This is a genomic window from Sporichthyaceae bacterium (genome assembly GCA_036269075.1).
Classification (GTDB): Bacteria; Actinomycetota; Actinomycetes; order Sporichthyales; family Sporichthyaceae; genus DASQPJ01.
The window spans coordinates 1-20,183 of record DATASX010000034.1 but is presented as its reverse complement, the minus strand read 5'-3'; the positions used below and the strand labels follow the sequence as shown (position 1 = coordinate 20,183).

Annotated in this window: 19 protein-coding genes; 10 read left to right on the top strand and 9 right to left on the bottom strand. The window is 69.4% G+C overall.

From position 1 onward, the window contains the following. The first annotated feature begins 434 nt into the window (after positions 1-434). Together VHU88_06935 and VHU88_06930 are read left to right on the top strand one after the other, a co-directional pair. Positions 435-614 (top strand): hypothetical protein, encoded by a 180-nt coding sequence (locus VHU88_06935; protein ID HEX3611406.1) that lies wholly within the window; start codon positions 435-437, stop codon positions 612-614. Positions 615-665: 51 nt separating this feature from the next. Next, complete coding sequence (locus VHU88_06930) at positions 666-812, top strand: hypothetical protein (GenBank protein HEX3611405.1); 147 nt, start codon at positions 666-668, stop codon at positions 810-812. Between the two features lie 897 nt (positions 813-1,709). On the opposite strand, the gene VHU88_06925 is transcribed toward VHU88_06930, so the two are convergent. Next, positions 1,710-2,465, bottom strand: coding sequence for an SDR family oxidoreductase (locus VHU88_06925; protein HEX3611404.1), 756 nt, complete (start codon positions 2,463-2,465; stop codon positions 1,710-1,712). 85 nt (positions 2,466-2,550) lie between these two features. On the opposite strand from VHU88_06925, the gene VHU88_06920 reads away from it, so the two are divergent. Continuing rightward, positions 2,551-3,150, top strand: a complete 600-nt coding sequence (locus VHU88_06920; GenBank protein ID HEX3611403.1) for a TetR/AcrR family transcriptional regulator — start codon at positions 2,551-2,553, stop codon at positions 3,148-3,150. Positions 3,151-3,154: 4 nt separating this feature from the next. On the opposite strand, the gene VHU88_06915 is transcribed toward VHU88_06920, so the two are convergent. Continuing rightward, positions 3,155-4,198: a cytochrome d ubiquinol oxidase subunit II gene (locus tag VHU88_06915; protein HEX3611402.1), complete on the bottom strand. Its 1,044-nt coding sequence runs from the start codon at positions 4,196-4,198 to the stop codon at positions 3,155-3,157. Next, positions 4,195-5,589 carry a cytochrome ubiquinol oxidase subunit I gene (locus VHU88_06910; protein HEX3611401.1) on the bottom strand — a complete coding sequence of 465 codons (1,395 nt, stop codon included), beginning with the start codon at positions 5,587-5,589 and terminating at the stop codon, positions 4,195-4,197. The genes VHU88_06915 and VHU88_06910 overlap by 4 nt, the downstream gene beginning before the upstream one ends. An 86-nt stretch (positions 5,590-5,675) precedes the next feature. On the opposite strand from VHU88_06910, the gene VHU88_06905 reads away from it, so the two are divergent. Further along, positions 5,676-6,617 (top strand): dienelactone hydrolase family protein, encoded by a 942-nt coding sequence (locus VHU88_06905; protein ID HEX3611400.1) that lies wholly within the window; start codon positions 5,676-5,678, stop codon positions 6,615-6,617. Positions 6,618-6,674: 57 nt separating this feature from the next. Here the strand turns inward: VHU88_06905 and VHU88_06900 are convergent, their stop codons facing one another. From VHU88_06900 to VHU88_06885, 4 genes are all read right to left on the bottom strand, one after another. After that, positions 6,675-7,118 (bottom strand): universal stress protein, encoded by a 444-nt coding sequence (locus VHU88_06900; protein ID HEX3611399.1) that lies wholly within the window; start codon positions 7,116-7,118, stop codon positions 6,675-6,677. 59 nt (positions 7,119-7,177) lie between these two features. After that, positions 7,178-8,263: a Gfo/Idh/MocA family oxidoreductase gene (locus VHU88_06895; GenBank protein ID HEX3611398.1), complete on the bottom strand. Its 1,086-nt coding sequence runs from the start codon at positions 8,261-8,263 to the stop codon at positions 7,178-7,180. A gap of 70 nt (positions 8,264-8,333) precedes the next feature. Then, positions 8,334-9,149, bottom strand: a complete 816-nt coding sequence (locus VHU88_06890) for an ABC transporter ATP-binding protein (protein ID HEX3611397.1) — start codon at positions 9,147-9,149, stop codon at positions 8,334-8,336. A 114-nt stretch (positions 9,150-9,263) separates the two neighbouring features. Further along, entirely contained in the window at positions 9,264-9,815 is a 552-nt protein-coding gene (locus VHU88_06885) for a MarR family winged helix-turn-helix transcriptional regulator (protein ID HEX3611396.1), read from the bottom strand. A 196-nt stretch (positions 9,816-10,011) separates the two neighbouring features. Between VHU88_06885 and VHU88_06880 the strand changes: the two genes are divergently transcribed. After that, entirely contained in the window at positions 10,012-11,340 is a 1,329-nt protein-coding gene (locus tag VHU88_06880; protein ID HEX3611395.1) for an ABC transporter permease, read from the top strand. A gap of 1,070 nt (positions 11,341-12,410) precedes the next feature. Here the strand turns inward: VHU88_06880 and VHU88_06875 are convergent. After that, positions 12,411-13,637: a helix-turn-helix domain-containing protein gene (locus VHU88_06875; GenBank protein ID HEX3611394.1), complete on the bottom strand. Its 1,227-nt coding sequence runs from the start codon at positions 13,635-13,637 to the stop codon at positions 12,411-12,413. 133 nt (positions 13,638-13,770) lie between these two features. Between VHU88_06875 and VHU88_06870 the strand changes: the two genes are divergently transcribed. The 3 genes from VHU88_06870 (at position 13,771) to VHU88_06860 (ending at position 16,099) form a co-directional block, all read left to right on the top strand. Further along, entirely contained in the window at positions 13,771-15,270 is a 1,500-nt protein-coding gene (locus VHU88_06870; GenBank protein HEX3611393.1) for an NAD(P)/FAD-dependent oxidoreductase, read from the top strand. A 212-nt stretch (positions 15,271-15,482) separates the two neighbouring features. Further along, positions 15,483-15,725: a hypothetical protein gene (locus tag VHU88_06865; GenBank protein ID HEX3611392.1), complete on the top strand. Its 243-nt coding sequence runs from the start codon at positions 15,483-15,485 to the stop codon at positions 15,723-15,725. Next, on the top strand, positions 15,722-16,099 hold the full coding sequence (locus VHU88_06860; protein ID HEX3611391.1) for a type II toxin-antitoxin system VapC family toxin: 378 nt from the start codon (positions 15,722-15,724) through the stop codon (positions 16,097-16,099). The genes VHU88_06865 and VHU88_06860 overlap by 4 nt, the downstream gene beginning before the upstream one ends. Before the next feature lie 38 nt (positions 16,100-16,137). Here the strand turns inward: VHU88_06860 and VHU88_06855 are convergent, their stop codons facing one another. Then, entirely contained in the window at positions 16,138-17,625 is a 1,488-nt protein-coding gene (locus tag VHU88_06855) for a cation:proton antiporter (GenBank protein HEX3611390.1), read from the bottom strand. Positions 17,626-17,884: 259 nt separating this feature from the next. Between VHU88_06855 and VHU88_06850 the strand changes: the two genes are divergently transcribed. Next, positions 17,885-19,813, top strand: a complete 1,929-nt coding sequence (locus VHU88_06850; protein HEX3611389.1) for a thiamine pyrophosphate-binding protein — start codon at positions 17,885-17,887, stop codon at positions 19,811-19,813. Positions 19,814-19,913: 100 nt separating this feature from the next. Beyond that, the coding region (locus VHU88_06845; GenBank protein HEX3611388.1) for a hypothetical protein at positions 19,914-20,183 on the top strand (270 nt) is incomplete at its 3' end.

Here is a 20,183-nt window from a genome sequence, read left to right as displayed (position 1 = left end):
GCGGTGGCGGCGACGCGGTCACCGCGGCGCAGCGCGGCGACGGTCCACTCGCGGCCGAAGCCGCGGGAGCTGCCGGTGATGAACCAGGTCTTCATGCGATCTCCCCGTGTAATCCATGACGAACCGGAGGAGCCTCCGTTTGGATCGAGAATAAGCGGAGGAACCTCCGTTTAGCAAGGCCTACGGTGGGCGCCTCGAACACTCGAAATACCCGTCGGTCGGACGCGGTTCGGTGGAATCTCCGATCTGACGATGGCTCAGGTAGCGGGTGCCTCGGTCAGGCTGTCCGCCAGTGCGGCCGCGGCGGGGGACCGCCGCCGCCCGGCAGCGGTGGCCAGGGACAGTCGCCAGATCGGTGCCCGGATGAGGGGCACCGTCCGCAGCTTGGGGAACCCGGCTGCTGCCGTACGTGGGATCGGTGTGGTGCCCAGCCGATGGCGGATGAGCTGGACGCGACGGCATCGGCCGCCCGGCTCTCCCTGCTCGCCCCGCACTTCGACACCGGCGAGTTCCGCCCGCTGCCCATCGCCCTGCACTTCGATCTGGCCCAGGGTGACCAGGCCTATCAGGCGGTCGCCGACCAAACGCCCGGGCGGGTTGTCATCCGGCCGTGACCGGCCGCCGCACCCACATCGCCGCCGCGGCGGCGCAGGAAGGACAAGGAAATGACCGCCTCGGCATGGCGGTTCGCGACGTCCCTCGCAATCGGCGTACTGGTCGGCATGGGCTACGGGGGCCTGCGGATGCGTTCCCAGCGCCGCCTCCGGTCGCCCTGGTGGGGCGGCCCGGAATGCTCCTGGGCCAACAACTGATCGGTCGGCTGCACCGGTGACGCATGCTCTGTGCGAGCCCGGCCCTGGCCGGCAGCAATTCTGACTCAACGTCAGATTTGCCCAACTGGTGTCCACCATTCGACACGGAAGGAAATCAGATGAGGACGGTGATCCTCGCGGCCTCCAAACTGGAGTCACCCCAATCGCTTACGGCACCTGGCAGTTCGGGGGTGAATGGGGCCCGGTCGACTAGCGAGCAGCCTTCGCCGCCATCGAGGAGGCGCGTAGGCAGGGAATCAACTTCTTCGACACGGCCCAGGGTTACGGGTTCGGCCGCTCCGAACGCCTGTTCGGTCGGGCGCTGGCCGCCGACCTGCGATGCGACCGGGACAGCGTCGTGATCGCCACCAAGGAAGGCCTGCGCAAGGACGGGGCCCGGCTGGTCCGCGACTCTTCGCCTGCGTGGCTGCGGGCCGGCGTGGGAGCCAGCCTGCAGGCATTGGGCCTCGATCACATCGCCCTCTACCGGGTCCGTGTCGATGTCGCTCGGCGAGTACGTGTCGGTCAGCAGTCAGCTGGACAGCCTGCGAGCGCAACTGTCGCCGGACCCCGCCGAAGCAGCGGCCCCGGAAATCCCCGATCTGGCCGACCCCGTCCAGGCAGCGACCGCCTCCGCCTTCTCGTTCACCGTCGGCGCCTTGCTGCCGCTGTTCGCGATCCTGCTCCCGCCGCCGGGCTGGCGGGTGCCGGTGACGTTCGTGGCTGTGCTGCTCGCTCTGGCAATGGCCGGCGCTGTCAGCGCCCGGATCGGACACAGCAACCTTCCTCGCGGCGTGCTGGGAGTCGTCATCGGCGGAGCCCTCGGGCTGGCCCTCACCTACGGCGTGGGAGGCCTCTGCGGCATCGCGATCCGACAACCGAGCCCACGCCCGCCGATCACACGGCCGCTCTGCCGCCGTCGACGGACAGGATGGCGCCGTGGATGTTCGATGCATCCTCGCTGGCGAGAAAGACCACCGCACGGGCCACCTCGTCCGGCGAGCTGGCCCGACGTGACGGAATCGCGGCGATCATCGGCGCGAGGTGGTCCTGCCAAGCCTCGACCCTGGTGGTGAGGGTCGGCCCGGGGGCGACGGCGTTGACCCGGACTCCGGCGGGGCCGTACTCAGCGGCCCAGGACTTCGTCAGCGAGTGGATGGCGGCCTTGGTCGCGCTGTACAACGCGGAGCCCGCCATCCCGAACAGACCGCTGATGGACCCCACGTTGATGATCGCGCCGGCTCCTCGCTCGACCATCGACGGCGCGATCAGTCCGGTGAGCAGGAAAGCCGCCTTGACGTTGACGCTCAGCGCCGCCTCGATGAGCTCCTCGCTCACCTCGGAGGTGGGTGAGGGTTCGATCAACAGGGCCGCGTTGTTGACCAGGATGTCGATCCGACCATCGGCCTTCGCGTTCGCGAGATCGGCCAGTTGACCGATGGCGGTGCCCCCGAGCGCCAGATCAGCGGCGACGAACTCCGCTCGACCGCCTTTGTCGACGATCGAGGCTACGACTCCCCGACCACGTTCGGTGTTCCGCCCGCTGACGATGACCCGAGCGCCCTCGGCGGCCAACTCGTTCGCAATCGCCACGCCGATGCCGTCCGTCGAGCCGGTGACCAGAGCGGTGCGGTCCTGCAGTCGTCCACGCATGTCCGTCTCCCGTAGTTTATGGACCAGTGAGTCCATACGATCCGGGGCAGAAAATGGACCGGCAAGTCCAGTACGGAGCTGTGGTGTGAGTAGTGCGATCACGGCCAAGGGTCGGGCGACCCGGCAGAGGATCATCGAGGGCGCAGCCGCCGAGATTCGCGAACACGGTGTCGCGACAACCACGCTCGACGACGTGCGGGCGCGTACCGGGACCAGCAAGAGCCAGCTCTTCCACTATTTCCCCGACGGCAAGGAGCAGCTCCTGCTCGCTGTCGCCGAGCACGAGGCGGCGCTGGTTCTGGCCGACCAACAACCGCAGTTGGGCAAGCTCGACTCCTGGCGCGCATGGCAGAGCTGGCGCGACACGGTCGTGGACCGCTATCGCAGGCAGGGTCAGCAATGTCCGCTCAACGTGCTGATCAGCCAGCTCGGCCGCAGCACACCCGGAGCCCAGGCAGTGGTCACGGAGCTGCTGAACCGCTGGCAGTCCGAGATCGCGGACGGTATCCGCGGCATGCAGGCGCAGGGAAAAATCGCTTCCGGCGTGCAGCCTGATCAGGCCGCGGCGGCGCTGTTGGCGGGCATCCAGGGGGGCGTGGTCGTCATGCTGTCGACCGGCCGGCTGACCCACCTCGAGGCCGCGCTCGACGTCGGCATCAAGCACCTGCGCACGGGTCTGACCTAGTTCCTCACTCGCGCGAGATGCTCCCGAGCTCGTCGCCGGCTCCGGGCTCTGTCCCGGACCAGTCGCTTGTTTGCGTGAGCCGGTACAGGTATCCGAGGGCGGGCAGTACGAGCACCGCGGCAAGGCCGACCACGACCAGGAGAGCATGCAAGGTGGCGGGGGAGCCCGCGCCGTCGGTGATGCGCAGCTGGTCGACGAGCAGCCACGGGTACTGCGCAACACCCCAGCCGGCGACCACGGCAGCCACGGCGAGAACTGCGCCGACGCGCGCCCAGGCGTAGGCCCGCAGCAGGAGAAGCCAGAGTGCGAGGGTCCCGGCGATGACGGAGAGCGCGATCAGTGGCGCCGCACGTCCGGTGAGCTTGGCGCCCAGCGTGGGCGCGTCGTTGCGGATCGGAGCCAGCGCCCCGACCACGAGCACGCCCGTCACCGTGCCGACGGCCAGGGCGCGCTTGCGCAGACTCTCGCTGAGCTCGAGGTGGCCGGCGCGCGCCGCGTCGGCGGCAAGAAAGGCTCCGGCCAGGAAAGCGCAGGAGCCGACCGCGATGGCGCCGGTGAACAAGGACGTCGGGTTGACCCACGAGTCGATCGGGTTCCCGCTCCCGCCCGCCGGCACCCGACCGGAGGCGATCGAGCCGGCAACGGTCCCGAGGAAGAACGGGGCGATCAACGACGAGCCGGCGAACACGACGCCGAACAACCGGGCTTGGCCGTAGGTGGGGGCGAACTTACGGAAGGCGAAGCTTGCGCCGCGAGCCACGATGCCCAGCAGGGCCAGCAGCAGGGGGACCTGCAGGGTGGTCATGACGGCGGCGAAGGCGGTCGGGTAAGCCGTCCAGGCCAGCACCAGCACGTAGATCAGCCAGACGTGGTTGGCCTCCCAGACCGGGCCGATGCTGTGGTCGATCTGGGTCCGGATCTCGGCGCCGCGACGCCCGCCGCCGGCGCTGAGGTCGTAGAACCCGGACCCGAAGTCGGCTCCGCCGAACAGGGCGTAGGCCGCGAGCCCGGCGAACATCGCGACGGCGACGGCGACGGCGGCGCTCACGACCGGTGCCCTGCCGAGATCGCCGACCCGGGACCGTACGGGCTGGGCAGATCGTGCTCGCCCGCCCGCCAGCGTCGCGCCATCGAGCGCAACACCATCCACGCCCCGGCGGTCATGGCGGCGTAGACGAAGAACACGGTGGCGAACACCCACCACAGGTGTGGGTTGTCCCCGGCCGCGTCGGTCGTGCGCAGGACGTGCCACACGGTCCAGGGTTGCCGCCCCACCTCGGTGGCGATCCAGCCCGCCTCCAGCGCCGCGACGGCCATCGGCCCGGCCGCGACGGCGAATCGCAGGAACCAACGGCGCTCGGTGAGGTCATGGCCGCGGCGGCGCGCGACCCAGTGGATCAGGACTGCGCCGGCCAGCAACGTGCCGATGCCGACCATCGACTGGAATGCCAGGTGGGTGATGTTCGCCGGTGGGCGGTCGGCGGCGGGGAAGGTGTCGAGGCCGGCCACGGGCTTGGTCAACGAATTGCGGGCGATGATCGAACCCAGGCGCGGGATCTCGATCGCGCCGCGGACCTTCCCGTCGATGAGCACCCCGCCCAGGCGAAGCGGCGAGGGTCGTTCGGTGGTGGTGGCCAACTCGAATGCGGCGACCTTGGCGGGCTGGGTCGTGCCCAGCCGCAGACCGAGGATGTGTCCGATCACCGGTTGCAGCACGGCCGCGACGGAGGCGAAGGTGAACGGGACGCTGAAACCGAGGCGATGGTGGGTGTCGCGGCGGCCCCGCAGCATCCCGGCCGCGTACACGCCGGAGACCAGGAAGCCGACGACCATGAATGCCCCGACCCACATGTGCGCGAACTCCAGCCACACCCCGTCGTTGAACATCGCCCGCCACGGGTGCACGTCGGTGACCCTGCCGTCGACGAGCCGGAAACCGGTGGGACCGTTCATCCACGCGTTGACCGACACGACGCAGAACGTGCCGACCACGCCGGCCGCGCCCATGGGGACCAGCATCAACAGATGCCGGCGAGCCGGCATCCGGCCCCGCCCGTAGAGGTAGATGCCGAGAAAGGTTGCCTCGACGAAGAAGGACAGCCCCTCCAACGCGAACGGCAACCCGAGCACGTCCCCGAAGCGACCCATCAGACCGGGCCACAACAACCCCATCTCGAAGCTCAGCACGGTGCCGGAAACCGCGCCGATCGCGAACAGCACCGCCGACACCTTGGCCCACCGACGGGCCAGGTCCAACGCGATCGGGTCACCCCGAACGAGGCCGCGGCGGTGCAGAACGAAGATCATCGCCGGGAACGCGACGCCGAAGCAGGCCAGCACGATGTGCCAACCCAACGACACCGCCATCTGCTCCCGCGCCGGCAGCAGGCCCGACGGTCCCGCCGGGCCCACCCGACCCGGCCAGGCTGCAACTTCCACACCCCCACGATATGTCCGTACATTCATTCGGGAAGCGGCCGCGACCGTGAGCGTGGTCACCCCGCTCGGCAGAATAGGTTTCCCGCATGGCGATGCGGGACTACCTGATCAGTGAGGTTGCCGAGGAATACGGCGCAGGCCTGCTGACCCGTCGCGAGGCGGTGCGTCGGCTCGGGCTGATGGGCTTGGGCCTCGGTGCGGCGACGGCCGTGCTGGCGGGGTGCGGCAACAAGGGCGACCTCGCGGCCGCGCCGGGCAGCACGCCCACCTCCACCTCCAGTCCGACCCTGACCCCACCGCAGGCGACCCCGCCACCGGGTGCGGACGCCGGTGCATTGGTGCGCTGGGCGGCCGGCGGGGTGGACTACCGGGCGGCGTGGAAGGCCGCGGACTCCCTGCGCGGCGCGGTGTTGGTGATTCACGAGAACAAGGGGCTAACGACCCACTTCTACGACCTGGTCGGGCGATTCGCCACCCACGGCTGTTCGGCGCTTTGCGTGGACCTGCTGTCCCGGTCCGGTCCGGACGGTACCGCCGGGTTCACCGACCAGGCCGCCGCGACCGCGGCGCTGGCGAGCGCGCCGACCGAGCAGTTGCTCGGCGACCTGCACGCGGGCCTCGACGAACTGCAGCGCCGTGCCCCGGGCGCACCGATCGGCGTGGTCGGGTTCTGCTTCGGCGGCGGCCTGACGTGGAACCTGCTGCAGATCGGGCCGTTGCAGGACCAGCGGGTGCGGGTCGCCGTCCCGTTCTACGGACCGGCCCCGGCCACGCCGGACTTCACCGGTGCCCACGCCGCCGTGCTGGCCATCTACGGGGCGCTGGACTCCCGGGTCGATGCCACCCGCGCCGCCGCGACCACGGCCATGGAGAAAGCCGGTCTGGTGCACGAGGTGATCACTTACGACAACGCCGACCACGCGTTCTTCAACGACACCGGGCCGCGATACAACGCGACCGCAGCCATCGCTGCGCAGCTGAAGATGTTCCAGTTCCTCGCTGAACACCTGAACGCCACGGGGACCTGAGAGCGGGGCATCCGGGCCCGACCGGCCGTTTTGTGCCCTCGAGGACGGCGGGCGGCGTCAGGGCACCACGGTCACCGGCCAGGGACCGGCTCGCACCAGCCGGACCGCCAGCGAGCCGATCAGGCGGTGCCCGGTGTGGGTCGAGGCGCCGACCACGACCGCGTCGGCGCGTTGCTCGCCGGCGACCCTGGCCAGTTCGGTGAACGGATCGCCGTGCACCGCCAGGAAGTCCACCTCGATCCCGCGCTCCGTCACGGCGACCGCCACCTGGGCGCGCAGGTCCTCAGCGACCTCCTCGCCGGCCTGCGCGACCATCGCTGCGGCGCTCGGCAGCAGGGCGGCCGCAGCGGGCGGGTGTACCACGTGCACGGCCAACAGCCGCGCGCCCTGCCGGCGGGCCAACCCGGCGGCATAAGCTCCGGCCCGCAGCGAGGTCGGCGATCCGTCGACCGCGACGATGATCAGCGTCGGACCGTCGGTCCCCAGCTCGAACGCGTTCATGTCGAGGCCTCCGCCCATCTGATCGCCTTGTCCGGAAGCACTTCTGGGCACTGGGACCGTCAGCGGCGGGCGGCGGCTTCGATCTCGCTGATCAGCCGGTGGATGCGTACCGCGTGGGTGAAGTCCGGGACCTGCCGAGTGTCCTTTGCCAGGTCTTCGGCGAGGGCGGCGTAGACGGCGGCGACGTTGCGGGCACGACCGGGCGGGACGGCGGCCAGGTCGCTGTCGAGGCGGTCGGGTACCGGCAGCCAGCTCAGTCCGATTTCGGTTCCGCTGCCACCGGCCAGGATCAGCTCGGTGCTCTGGATGTTGCCGTCGGCGGTTGAGCTGGTCAGCAGCAGATCGCCTGTGGTGCCGTTGATCTCCCAGCGCAGGCCGCTGGCGCGGGATCGGCCACCCCGGTAGAACACCGAGGCAATGGCTCCGGATTCCAGGGCCGCGGTCACAGCGACCTGGTCGGGTGCGGTCACCGGCACGGTGGTGTTCTCCTCGGCGATCAGGACCTCGTGGCGTCCGACGGCGAGTGTCGCGGTGACCACCTCGATGTCCCCCAGGACGTAGGTGAGCGCGTCCAAGGCGTGCGCGGTGGACACCGACAGTGTGGTTACGCCGTTGGCGGCATCGAACAGAAAGGCGTGTCTGCGGTCGGTCACGGCGTCCCAGCCCATGGCCGATCCGGTCAGGGTCGTCGCCAGCACGCGGCCGAGGTAGCCCTCGGCGACCAGTTCACGCAGGCGCTGCACCGCCGGGGCGAATCTGGCCTGCAGCCCGATCACCGTTCGCACACCGGCCACCGCGGCCAGCTCGGCCAGATGTTCGGCCTCCGCGAGGTTCACACCGAGTGGCCATTCGCTGTAGACCATCTTCCCGGCGGCGAGTGCCTGCGCCACGAGGTCGTGGTGCTGCGGGACCTTCACCGCCACCACCACCAGATCGACGCCCGGGTGCTCGATCAGCGCACGGGGATCATCGAACCCGTCGACCTCGTACGCCGCCGCGGCGGCGTCCGCCGAGGCACGTCGGCTGGTGGCCACGGCGCGTAACTGGTAGCCGGGCACGGCACACACTGCGGGAATGTGCGCGTCGGTCGCCCAGCCTGGATTGCTCGGGCTGGCACCGATGATCCCCACTCCGATCTGCTGCACTACATCTCCTCTTCGGTTCTGACATGTTGCCTGCCGCGTCGTACAGTCGATCTGACGTCGCTGGCGGTCCTCAGAACATGCCGTCCGAATAGGCCGCTCGGGACTGCTGCAGGTCGCTGCCCACACCGCGCAGTCCACCGGCGAGTCGGTCGGACGACGAGGGGGCCGGCGCGACCTGAGCCTCGGGGCGGGCGGGGCGCGGCCGGTTCGGGTTGTCGGAGAGGACCAGGCCGTCGCGCATCACGACCAGCCGTTGGGCGCGCGAGCCGACCTCGTCCTCGTGAGTGATCACCATGATCGTGCGGCCGGCGGCGGACAGTTCGTCGAACAGGTCCAGGACATCGGCGGTGGACTTGGAGTCCAGTGCGCCTGTGGGTTCGTCGGCCAGCAGCAGGACCGGGTCGGTCACGATCGCGCGGGCGACCGCGACCCGTTGCTGCTGCCCACCGGACAGTTCGGAGGGCATGTGGTCGCGCCGTTGCGCGAGCCCGACCTTGTCCAGCGCCGCTGTCGCCCGCTGCCGGCGTTCCTTGGCGCTGACGTGCGCGTAGACCAGCGGCAGCTCCACGTTGGACAGCGCGGTGGTGCGCGGGATCATGTTGTAGCTCTGGAAAATGAAGCCGATCTTGCGGTTGCGGATCCCCGACAGTTGGTCCTCGTTCCGGCGGCGCACGTCGACACCGTCGAGCAGGTAGCGGCCGGCGGATGGGGAGTCCAGGCACCCGACGATGTTCATCAACGTCGACTTGCCCGAACCCGAGGCTCCCATGATCGCCACGTATTCCCCCGGCATGACAGTCAGGTCCACCTGCCGGATCGCATGCACGGCGGTCTCACCCTCGCCGTAGGTCTTCCGGATCCCTTCCAGCTGGATCGTCGGTCGCATCGCGGCGCCTTCGGGCGCGCGAAGGCGTTCCCCCGTTACGTTCATCGCAGTTCCTCTTCCAGAAGACGTTCGTGGCGACCTGGTAGCCGCCGGCGCCGGGGTCGGGGCCCGGACCTACTCGGAGCCGCACTGCGGCTGGGCGTGTGTCGGGCGGCCGGACAGGTGCGGCAGCTCGCGCAGGCGTTCGGTGATCGGTGGTTTGTCCGGTTCGACGGCGTGCATGACTCGTTGTGCGATCCGGTGCAGTTGCTGCTGCTGGGCCTTGGTCAGCGGGTCGAACACGAGGCGGCGGACCTCGCCGAGATGCGCAGGCGCCGCGGCGAGCACCTTGTCCCATCCGGCGTCGGTGAGCACCCCGAGGGTGTAGCGGCCGTCGTCGGGGTCGGGGGTCCGGCGCACCCAGCCGCGCTCCTCCAGCCGGGTCACCACGTTCGACAGCCGGGAGAGGCTGCTGGCGGTGAACTCGGCCAGCTTGCTCAGCCGCACGGTGCGTTCCGGGGCCACCGACAGGGCGGCGATGACCTGGTACTCGACCAGGCTGATTCCCGCGCTGCGCTGCAGGTGAGCGTCCAGCACGGCCGGCAGTTGCACCAGCATGTAGCCGAAGGCCACGAAGGTCTGTTGCTCGTCCGAATCGAGCCACCGCGGTTCCGGGACGTCTTCCATGCCGACCAATCTAACTTCAAAGATGAAGTGACTCAAGACCATAGACACTTGAATCTTGAAGTTACCTGTGCATACGATCACTACATGATTGAAGTGATCGCGGAGTCGCCCGACTGGGCTGTGCTGCGCTGCGTCGGACCCCTGGACCTGGTCATCGGGACCGGGTCGACCACCGACCGCTGAAGGGGGTCCGATCGTGGATCGTGAGCGTGGTGGCCTTTTCACGGCGTTGTCGCAGCTGCGCCAGAGTGCCTGGTTCGCGTGGGGCGGGATCCTGGCCAACAAGATGCGCTCCACGCTGACGATGCTCGGCATCGTGATCGGGGTTGCCTCGGTGATCGCGCTGGTCGCGGTCGGCACCGGCTCCTCGGCGGCTGTGCAGGCCTCCATCGACCGGCTGGGCTCGGACAGTCTGTTCGTACTGCCGGCGGACACGGTGAGCGGCGGGCAGGGCAGTGCGTTGGTCACGCAGTTGCGTCACCTGCTCGGGTTGAAGGGCCAGGCGCAGGGCACGCATGACCGTAAGTCGGCGCTGACCTTCGACGACGCGGGCGCACTGCTGAACAACCCGATGGCCCCCGATGTCTCGGGGGTGTCCCCGCTGGTGGTGCTGCACGGCGCGGCAGCCACCCGCGGCAACTCCTCGCACACGGTCGGGGTGCTGCTGGGGGCGACCCCGGAATTCCTGGACATCGACAACACCACCCTGGCGGCGGGCCGGAACTTCACCGACGAGGAGTACAGCGCCCACCGCCGGTTGGTGTTGCTGGGCCCCTCGGTGGCCGCCGACCTCACCGACGGCACCCCGGCCGAACTGGTCGGGCAGGGCGTGCGGCTGAACGGGCAGACGTTCACGGTGATCGGCATCCTCGAACCCAAGGGCTACTCCGGGCAGCAGGACCTCGACGACCGGGTCGTCGCCCCCGGTACCGCGGTCTCCGACGCCCTGTACGGCTACGCCCCACCCGGACAAGGACCACTGTCCGGGATCGACGTGCAGGCCACCTCGCGGACCACCACCGCCGCGGCCCAGGCCGAGGTGCAGAACGTCCTGTCCCAGCGCCATCACGTGGCCGGCGCTGACACCGACTTCGTGGTGTTCAACGCCTCGGCCGTCCTGGCGGCCGGCGGCTCGGCCAACAAGACCCTCACCGTGCTGCTCGGCGCCGTCGCCGGGATCTCCCTGCTGGTCGGCGGTATCGGGGTCATGAACATCATGCTGGTCTCGGTGACCGAACGCACCCGCGAGATCGGCATCCGCAAGGCCATCGGCGGCACCGCCAGGGACATCATCGGCCAGTTCCTGTCCGAGGCCGTCTTCCTGTCCATGATCGGCGGCGCGATCGGGGTGGCCGCCGGCCTTGTCGCCTCCAGGTTCACCATCACCGGGGTGCACCCGGTCGTTGCACCGTGGTCGATCTGGCTGGCCGTCGGGGTGTCCCTTGGCACCGGGCTGGTTTTCGGCTTCTACCCCGCCAGCCGAGCCGCCGCACTACGCCCGATCCAGGCCCTGCGCTACGAGTGATTGAGCCGAGCGGAACGGACGCCCCTCGCGGGTGGGAGCGGACTGCTCGCCGAACGTAGGCGGAGGGATCGAGAGAGCGAGCTTGCGAGCCCTCTCGATCCCGTAGCCGGAGGAGGCGAGCAACAGCCGGGAGCTTGCGAGCGGCGTCCGCTGCCGAGGTGATTGAAGCTCGTTGACGAGCGCAGCGAGGATCACGAGTGCCCGTGCCCCGACGCTGCTCGGAGCGGGCCCGCCCGGCAGCCAGTCGAGCGGGCCCGCCCCCGGCGTCGAGCGAACTGATCGGGGGTCAGTTATGACGCGCCGCCCATACTTTGCGCGATTGCGGCCGTCCAGCCGTGCCCGGCTGTCGATGGGGGTTCGTGTCCTCTTCGCGTCGAGAACCCCTTGTTCGGAAGGAAAAATCGCAGGTCATCCTGGGCAGCAGCGTTCGGTAAATCCGTCGCGAAAGCGGCAGCCGATTGACGCCTTATGAGCCCCAAGGCACCGTCGGGCCGAGTCGGACCGAACTGACCGTGCCTCAGTTATCGGTGCGGTCGGGGGCTACCGATGGGCGCAGCCCTTTTGGGGCCGCCTTGGCCGAACTCGACACCGAACCCCACACCGCTGCTGGCTCCGGTGGTGGCGGGCTACGGCTTCGGGGTCGGGGAGCTGCCGGCAGGCTGCTTCTTGCAGGCCGGGAACGAGGGATGGTGCTTGCAGTCCGGCGGCGGCCCCGGCGGGGGTGCTGCAGGTCCGGCACTGATGAGGGCAGCAGGTGATGCAGCAGTGGCGCCGGTTCCCTGAGCCGATGCACCCCCGGACGAGACCGACGTGACCCCGCCCGCGACGGCGAGCACCAACACGGCGCGCGCGATTCCGCATCCCATGACCTGTACCTCCTCGCATCGAGGGAAACTCCTGGATTGCAGCAGCCACGGAGTCGTGCTTCCCTCCGTGGGCCTGCCTGCACCGCAGCTTCCCCGCCCGGTCAGATCCACACCCGCCCGGGTCCGCGGGCTTCACGGCGGCCCGGGTCGACGGCTCTTCCGGGTCTGCTCACCGTCTGATTGACCATCAGAGATGTGACTAGTTCACCGGATCGTCTGGTCCGCCGCGGACCGCGGCTTGGGCCCGCCCAGCCACCGGCTCAGTTCCAGCGCGGCTCCGATCTCAAGACCTCTTACGGCCAGCGGTTCGGGAAGCAGTGCCTCGGCGCGATGGATCCGGTTGAGCACCGTATTGCGGTGGGTGAACAGGATCTCGGCGGTCCGGGCGGTGCTGTACATCGCGCGGATGTAGACCCGCACGGTCTCGCGAAGTTCGGCGTCGGCGGTCTCCAACGCCCCGAGAGTCCGTGCCATGTACTCCCGGGCGGCCTGCTCGTCGCGACCGGCCAGCGCCGCCAATGCCACCTCGGCGAACGTGGCGACGTGCCCGACCCCGCTTCGCATCATCAGCCGCTGGGCCTCCACCGCTTCGTCGTGGCTGCGCCGGAAGCCCTCGACACCACGGCCGGGTGAGCCGATTGCGCATCGGACGTCCGGTGCGTCGGCGACGGCGTCGGCGAGGTCGCAGAGCTCTCCGAAACCCCCTAGCCATAACCACAGCGAGAACGAACTTGCCGCCACGACGAGGATCTGCGGCGCTCGGGCCCTGCGCCGCAGTTCTTCCGCCACGCGGCTCAGGGCCGCGCGGTCCGGCGCGCCGGGGTCGCCCCACAGCACCGCGCCGAGTTGTCGCCCCTCGAAGGGGTACCCGAGACGATCGGCCGCACGGGCCGCCTCGATCGGGGCGCCCTCCAGCACCAGGGTCACGGTCTCGAGGTGCTGTGCCGCCGACGCCCGGGTCAGTTCGTCGCGTTCCTGCTCGATGTGCTCGGTCAACTGACGCAGAGTCTCGTCGATCCACGAACCGAGCGAGTCGGCCACGACCTCGAGACTTCTGGCCACCACGGCGGTGTCGGTCGAGGCGGCGAAAGTGAGCCGCATCCAGTGGCGCCAGACCACATTCCGGCCGCTGTTGTAGGCCGCCCAGATGTTGCGGGCCGCACCGCGTCGGGTCGCCGCCCGCGCGATTCCGACGACCGAGGGAGCCATGAGCGGCGTCACCCGGGTGTAGGGCGAGGTCCGTACTACGGCGATCCAGTGCGCAGCGTTCTCGCGGGTGGAGGCCAGGGCCTCCTCGGCCATCACCGGGTCGCTGCGGAACGGTTCGCCCATCCCGCCCAGCACGGCTTCCTCGACCTCGGCCAGGACGCCGCTCGCGGGGTCGACCACCTGGTCGGCAACCTCGCGGATCAGGGCAGCAACCGGGTCCACGAAGAGCAGCTTACCGAGGCGTATGTGCGATACGCCCAATTATCCATCAAATACTGTGCGAGATAACCTGGGCCGGGCGAGGCTTGGCGCGGCACTCTGGCTGCACTCCGGCAGCAGATGAGAGGACCAGCCCATGACCGGCACCGGCTCCCCCGAGGTTGACGTCGAGGTGATCATCGTCGGGGCCGGGATCTCCGGCATCGGTGCAGGCAGCCGTCTGGTCACCGAAAGGCCGTCGACGTCCTTCCTGCTCGTCGATGCCCGCAGCAGCGTCGGCGGAACCTGGGACCTTTTCCGCTACCCGGGCATCCGGTCGGACTCGGACTTGATCACCTACGGCTACGAGTACAAGCCATGGACGGACAAGCAGGCCATCGCACCGGGTGGGGCGATCCTGGCCTACCTGCGCGACACGATTCGCGAGTACGACCTGGAACCGCACCTGCGACTGGGCCGTAAGGTCGTCAATGCCGCGTGGTCCTCCGCGGACACCCGTTGGACGGTATCCATGCTCAACACGGCCACCGGCGCCGTCGAGACGGTGACCGCGCGCTGGATCTTCAGCGCCACCGGGTACTTCGACCACGCGGAGGGCTTCCGGCCGACGTTCGCCGGCGAACAGCAGTTCGGTGGGCAGATCGTGCACCCGCAGCACTGGCCGCAGGACCTGGATTACACCGGCAAGCGCGTCGTGATCATCGGCAGCGGTGCCACCGCGGTGACGATGCTGCCCGCGATGACCGACAGAGCCGCGCACGTCACCATGTTGCAGCGTTCGCCCTCCTACGTCGTGCCGCTGCCGTCGCAGGACCTGGTCGTCAAGGTGTTGCGGCGGTTCTTGCCCACCAACCAAGCTTTCCGCGGCGCCCGGCGCGCGAACATCGCGCGGATCGCGTTCATCGTCGGGCTGTCCCGACGCCACCCGGACAAGGTCCGACGGTTGATCCGGTGGGTCAACAAGACGAGCCTGCCCAAGGGCTTCGACGTCGACACGCATTTCAACCCGTCGTACAACCCCTGGGACGAGCGTATGTGCGTCGTGCCGGACGGAGATCTGTTCAAGGCGATCAAGGCCGGCAAGGCCTCCGTGGTCACAGATCGCATCACGCGATTCACCGCCGACGGGGTCGAACCGGAGTCCGGGCAGGTGCTGCCGGCGGACATCGTGGTCACCGCGACAGGCATGAACCTGCTGCCCTTCGGGGCCATCGATGCCTGCGTCGACGGTCGCCCCGTCAAGTGGTCAGAATCGGTGACCTACAAATCGTTCATGCTCTGCGGCATTCCCAACTTCGCCTACGCCTTCGGCTACACCAACAATTCCTGGACGCTGAAGGTGGACCTGGTCACCGAGCACTGGTGCCGCCTTCTGGCACATATGGCGAAGCACGGGCACGACACCGTCGTCCCCACCCTTGAGGATCCGCACCTGCCGCGGCGGCCGTTCATCGACGACCTCAGTTCGAGCTACCTCCGTCGAGGTATCGAATCGTTCCCCAGCCAGGGCGGGTCCGGGCCGTGGTCCGCCGACATGCACTACCCGACCGATCTCGAGCGGCTGCGAAAGGGACCGGTGCAGGATGATGTGCTCGTGTTCGGTGCGGCCGCGAGGACCATTCCGATCGCCGCATGACGGGCCAATCTCGAGGCGCGGAGTTCAGATGACCACGGTGGCACCGGCCGACACACTGCGTCGCCTCGAAGGCGGCGTCGCAATCGATGAGGCCCCGCCTTCTTCGACGCGCTACCAGCGGTGACCGTCGGGGAGATGCTCGGTAGTTGGGTCGTGGTCGCGTGGACTCGACGTGGGTGCAACCTGCACCCATACGTCGGTAGGCTGGGTGCATGCCGAAGGTGATACAGATCCGGGACGTCCCGGACGAGGTCCGCGATGCCCTGGCCGAGGCGGCCGCAGCTGAGGGTTTGTCGATGACCGGATACCTGCGCCGCGAGCTCGAGCATCTGGCGGGGCGCGCCAAGCGGGTGCGCAAGAACGCGGCGGTGATCCGTCGGACCCAGCGCAAGGTCGGCGTGACGGTCGAGCGTTCGACGATCCTGTCGGTGCTGCATGAAGGTCGGGGTGTGTGAAGGTCATCGATGCCGGGGTCATCGTCGAACTGATCGCCGGGGGACTGGACCCGGCCAGGCTGGGCGGGGAGGACCTGGCGGTGCCCCACCTGGTCGACAGTGAGGTCACCAACGTGCTGCGAGGGCTTGTCCGACGCGGGGATCTCACCGATGAACAAGCCGGCGCGGCGCTGTCCGGATTCGCCGCGCTGACGCTGACCAGATTCCCGGCCGAGGCGCTGCGGCCGCGGATGTGGGAGCTGCGGCACAACCTCAGCGCCTACGACGCGACCTACGTCGCGCTGGCCGAATCGATCGCGGCCAGTTCGTGGCTCACCACCGATGCCCGCCTGGGTCGCGCCCCCGGCATCCGGTGTGCCGTCGAGGTGCTCTGACGCACTCATCACACGCTTTCGCTGGAGCCGTCGAGCCGTCAGGATTCGGTGGTCCATGCTGCGGGTTGGGCGAACAGTGCGCGCGTGGTGGGCCAGTGTTCCGGTTCGGTGAGGACGAGCAGGCGGTCGCCGGGGTGCAGGCGAGTGTCCGCCGCGGGGGGCAGGATTGTGCCGTCCCGGGTGAGCAGGCTGATCCAGTGGGTGCGGTTGTGTCCTGGCAGGTCGCCTATGCGGGTGCCGTCGGCCAGGGTTCCGGCGGCGACGGTGATCTGGTGGGCGCCGGTGGGCGGCGTGGTGGCCCGTAGTCCGACGGCGTAGGGCTCGAGTTGGGTCGATCGCATGGGGATTCGCAGCAGTCGGGCGGCCGGACCGACAGTGCCGCCCTGGACGATCACCGAGCAGAGCACGACCACCACGACGATCCCGTAGAGGCGTCGCGCGTCGGGTACTTGCGCGGTGAGCAGGTAGCTGCCGAGCAGGATGGGGACCGCGCCTTTGAGCCCGGCCCAGAGCACGAACAGGCGCTCGTTGCGGTCCATGGGGATCGGCAGCAGGCAGGCGCCGACCAACAGGGGTCGGATGAGGAAGGCGAGCGCGGCGGCGATGGCGATCCCGGGGGCCCACACGTCGGCGCGTTCGAGCACGTCGAGGTCGACGGTCAGTCCCAGGGTCACGAATGCCACGATCTCCCCCAGCCCGGCCAGTGCGGACAGGAACCGTTCGCTCTCCAGCTTGTAGGGGGCCGGGCGGTCGCCGAGTTCGATTCCGGCCAGGAAGACGGCCAGGAACCCGGACCCGTGTGCCGCCGTGGTGAGCCCGAAGATGATCAAGGCACCGGTGAGGGTGCGCAGTGGGTAGAGCGCCTCGTTGGGCAGGCCGACGCGGCTGGTGAACCGGTCCAGGAGTCGGGCCCCGATCAGACCCCCGGCTGTGCCGATCGCGATCTGCATGGCGAACTGCCCGGCGGCGGTGGCCAGCGCACCGGCGCCCAGGCCTCCACCGGTGATCAGGCCGACCATCAGCGCGATGCCGACCGGGTCGTTCGCGCCGGACTCACCGACCAGCACGTCGCCGCTGGGGCCGGTGATCTCGCGGCGCCCGAGCACCGCCAGGACAACCGCCGGGTCGGTCGGTGCGACGGCGGACCCGACCAGAAGGGCCCCCCAACCACCTAGTCCCAGACCGAAACAGCCCAGGACCCCGACCCCGGCGGTGGTCAGGAAGGTCCCGGCCACGCCCAGCAGCAACACCGGTCCGGCGACCGCGCGGGCGCGGCGCCGGCCCAGTCGCAGCCCGCCCTCGAAAAGGATCACCGCCAGGGCCACCGAGACCACCCGGCCGGCCGAACGCGGGTCGATGTCTCCCAAGCGGGGCACCAGTTGGGCCGTCACCGCCGCGGCGACCAGGACGAATGCCGGCGCCGGTACGCCGATGCGTTCGGTGAGCCTGTTCAGCAGGATCGCCAGCAAACCGACCGCGGCCGTCCCGGCGACCAACCAGCCGAAGGTTGCGATGTCGCTGGTCATGGACGAACTCCCGGGGCAGACAGCAGCGACTCGCCGACCAGACTTCCCGGCACACCTTCACGCGCTGCCGGCGCGTGCCGTCGCCCAGCATAGAAGCCGCCCGGTGGCGCTGAGGTGGCTGCCGGTTCGCCAGTTACGAGCAAAGCGCGAGGTCTTACGGATCGAGGAGGATCAGTGCGCCGTGTCTGTGCCGGCGCATGTCGGGTGCGCCAGACTGCCAGCGCGAATGGCCGCCGTGCCCGACGCATCCGGAGGATCGGTGAGCGAACGCTGGCACAGACTTCAGGAGCTACCGGACGAGGGCCGGGTCCAGGTCGCTGTGGTCGACGGCCACAGTCTGGCCGTATCGCGTTGCGGCGGCCGCCTCGGTGCGCTGGACAATCGCTGCCCGCACCAGGGAGGGCCGCTCGGCGAGGGTTCTGTCGAGAACGGCTGGTTGCGTTGTCCCTGGCACGGCTATGACTACGACCCGACCACGGGCAAACCCCCGCCCGGGTTCAGCGACGCGCCGGTGTCGTTCGGTGTCGAGGAGCGGGATGACGGCGCGTGGGTTTGCCTGCCCGATCGGCTGCCGCGGGCGCGGACGGTGTCCGACGTGCTGGTGGAGACGCTCGTCGAATGGGGCGTGGACACGGTGTTCGGCATGGTCGGGCATTCCAACCTGGGTTTCGCCGAGGCGCTACGACGTTCCGAGGAACGTGGCGAGCTGCGCTATGTCGGCATCAGGCACGAGGGCGCAGCGTCTTTCGCCGCGAGTGCGTACGGAAAGCTGACGGGGCGTCCGGCCGTGTGCCTGGCCATCGCGGGGCCGGGCTCGACCAACCTGTTGACCGGCCTGTACGACGCTCGCCTCGACGGATCGCCGGTAGTGGCGATCTCCGGCCAGGTCCCGTCCAGCGTTCTCGGGCGGGGTGCGTTCCAGGACGTCGATCTGTCGGCGGTGTTCCGCGACGTCGCGTTGTCCACGGTGACAGTGCACGCCGGGTCGGAGCACGGCGAACTCGCGGCAACGGCCGTCAAGCGCGCGATCGACGGACGTGGCGTGACCCATCTCGTCCTGCCCGACGAGGTCCAAGGCCTGCCCTCGGATGCACCCGCGGCGCCGCCGACCGGGCGTGCCGCGGACCGGGCGACCGCCCCGCCGCCCGAGCTGGTGGCCGCAGCGGTGGCGCGACTGCGGGCGGCCCGGCGACCGGTGCTGGTGGTCGGGGACGGGGCCCGGCAGGCGGCCGCCGAGGTTCGGTCCCTCGCGGAGCGGTTGAACGCCCCAGTGCTCACCACGTTCCGGGCGAAAGGACTGCTGCCCGATTCCCATCCGCTCGCTGCCGGGGTGCTCGGCCGGTCCGGCACGCCGGTGGCCTCGTGGCTGATGAACGAGGCGGACCTTCTGCTGGTCGTGGGTGCCTCGTTCGCGAACCACACCGGGATCGCGCCGTACAAGCCCATCATCCAGGTGGACGACGCACCGGCGGCGATCGGTCGATTCAGTGGCGTCGAACTGGGGCTGCTGGGCGACGCCGTGGTGACGCTGGGTCAGATCCTCGACCGGCTCGGATCGACGGCGGTCCTGGCAACCGATCAGCGGCCCGACGTCGCAGCCCGATGGACGCTCTGGCGCGCCGAGAAGGCGCGCCGGGCAGCTGATGGTCGCGGTTGCGGGCTGTCCGCTGCCGCCGTGTTCGCTGCACTCGCCCGGCACTGTCCGCATGATGCAGTGATCACGGTGGACGTCGGCAACCACGCCTACGCGTTCGGCAGGTACTTCGAGAGCAGCGGTCAGCCGGTGCTGATGTCGGGCTACCTCGGCTCCATCGGATTCGGTTATCCCGCGGCGCTCGGTGCCTGGGCCGCAGATCCGTCCCGTCCGGTGGTGGCGGTGACCGGCGACGGTGGATTCGGGCAGTACCTCGCCGAGGTGACCACCGCCGTCAAGTACGCGATCCCGGTCAAGCACGTGCTGCTCGACAACGGCGCTCTGGGCAAGATCAGCAAGGAGCAGCTCGCGGCGGGCCTGTCGGTCTGGCAGACCTCGCTGGTCAACCCCGACTTCGCCGACTTCGCCCGAAGCTGCGGCGCCGTCGGCCTCTTCGCCGGTGATGCAGCCGGACTCGAGACCGGCATGGAAGCCCTGTTCGCCGCCGCCGGTCCGGCGATGCTGCACCTTCACATCGACGGGGAGCTGGTCTGATCGTTGCCTGACTGACCATCAGAAATGGTGGCGAAGGACGTCGTAACCTGGCCCGGGCCGTGGCCTGCGCGCAGGCACCCACGAAAGGAATGCATACCCAATGAGCGACAGCGGTGGTGCGGCGCAGCGGCCCTCGACGGTGCGCCTGGCACCGAAGCAGGAGGAGCTGTGCGGTCAGAGCACCTGGGACTTCAGCGATCTGCGAGCGCTGTTCATCAACTGCACGCTGAAGCGCTCGCCGGAGCAGTCGCACACCCAGGGTCTGGCCGACATCTCGATGGAGATCATGCGCCGCCAAGGGGTCACGGTGGAAGTGGTACGGGCCATCGACCGGGATATCGCCACCGGAGTCTGGCCCGACATGACCGAA

Excerpts from the sequence above, each read along its gene's own strand:
- VHU88_06935 (HEX3611406.1), top strand. The coding sequence starts at position 435 with ATGGCGGATGAGCTGGACGCGACGGCATCGGCCGCCCGGCTCTCCCTG.
- VHU88_06905 (HEX3611400.1), top strand. The coding sequence starts at position 5,676 with ATGGCGATGCGGGACTACCTGATCAGTGAGGTTGCCGAGGAATACGGC.
- VHU88_06855 (HEX3611390.1), bottom strand. The coding sequence starts at position 17,625 with ATGACCAGCGACATCGCAACCTTCGGCTGGTTGGTCGCCGGGACGGCC.
- VHU88_06865 (HEX3611392.1), top strand. The coding sequence starts at position 15,483 with ATGCCGAAGGTGATACAGATCCGGGACGTCCCGGACGAGGTCCGCGAT.
- VHU88_06930 (HEX3611405.1), top strand. The coding sequence starts at position 666 with ATGACCGCCTCGGCATGGCGGTTCGCGACGTCCCTCGCAATCGGCGTA.
- VHU88_06870 (HEX3611393.1), top strand. The coding sequence starts at position 13,771 with ATGACCGGCACCGGCTCCCCCGAGGTTGACGTCGAGGTGATCATCGTC.
- VHU88_06925 (HEX3611404.1), bottom strand. The coding sequence starts at position 2,465 with ATGCGTGGACGACTGCAGGACCGCACCGCTCTGGTCACCGGCTCGACG.
- VHU88_06885 (HEX3611396.1), bottom strand. The coding sequence starts at position 9,815 with ATGGAAGACGTCCCGGAACCGCGGTGGCTCGATTCGGACGAGCAACAG.
- VHU88_06900 (HEX3611399.1), bottom strand. The coding sequence starts at position 7,118 with ATGAACGCGTTCGAGCTGGGGACCGACGGTCCGACGCTGATCATCGTC.
- VHU88_06890 (HEX3611397.1), bottom strand. The coding sequence starts at position 9,149 with ATGCGACCGACGATCCAGCTGGAAGGGATCCGGAAGACCTACGGCGAG.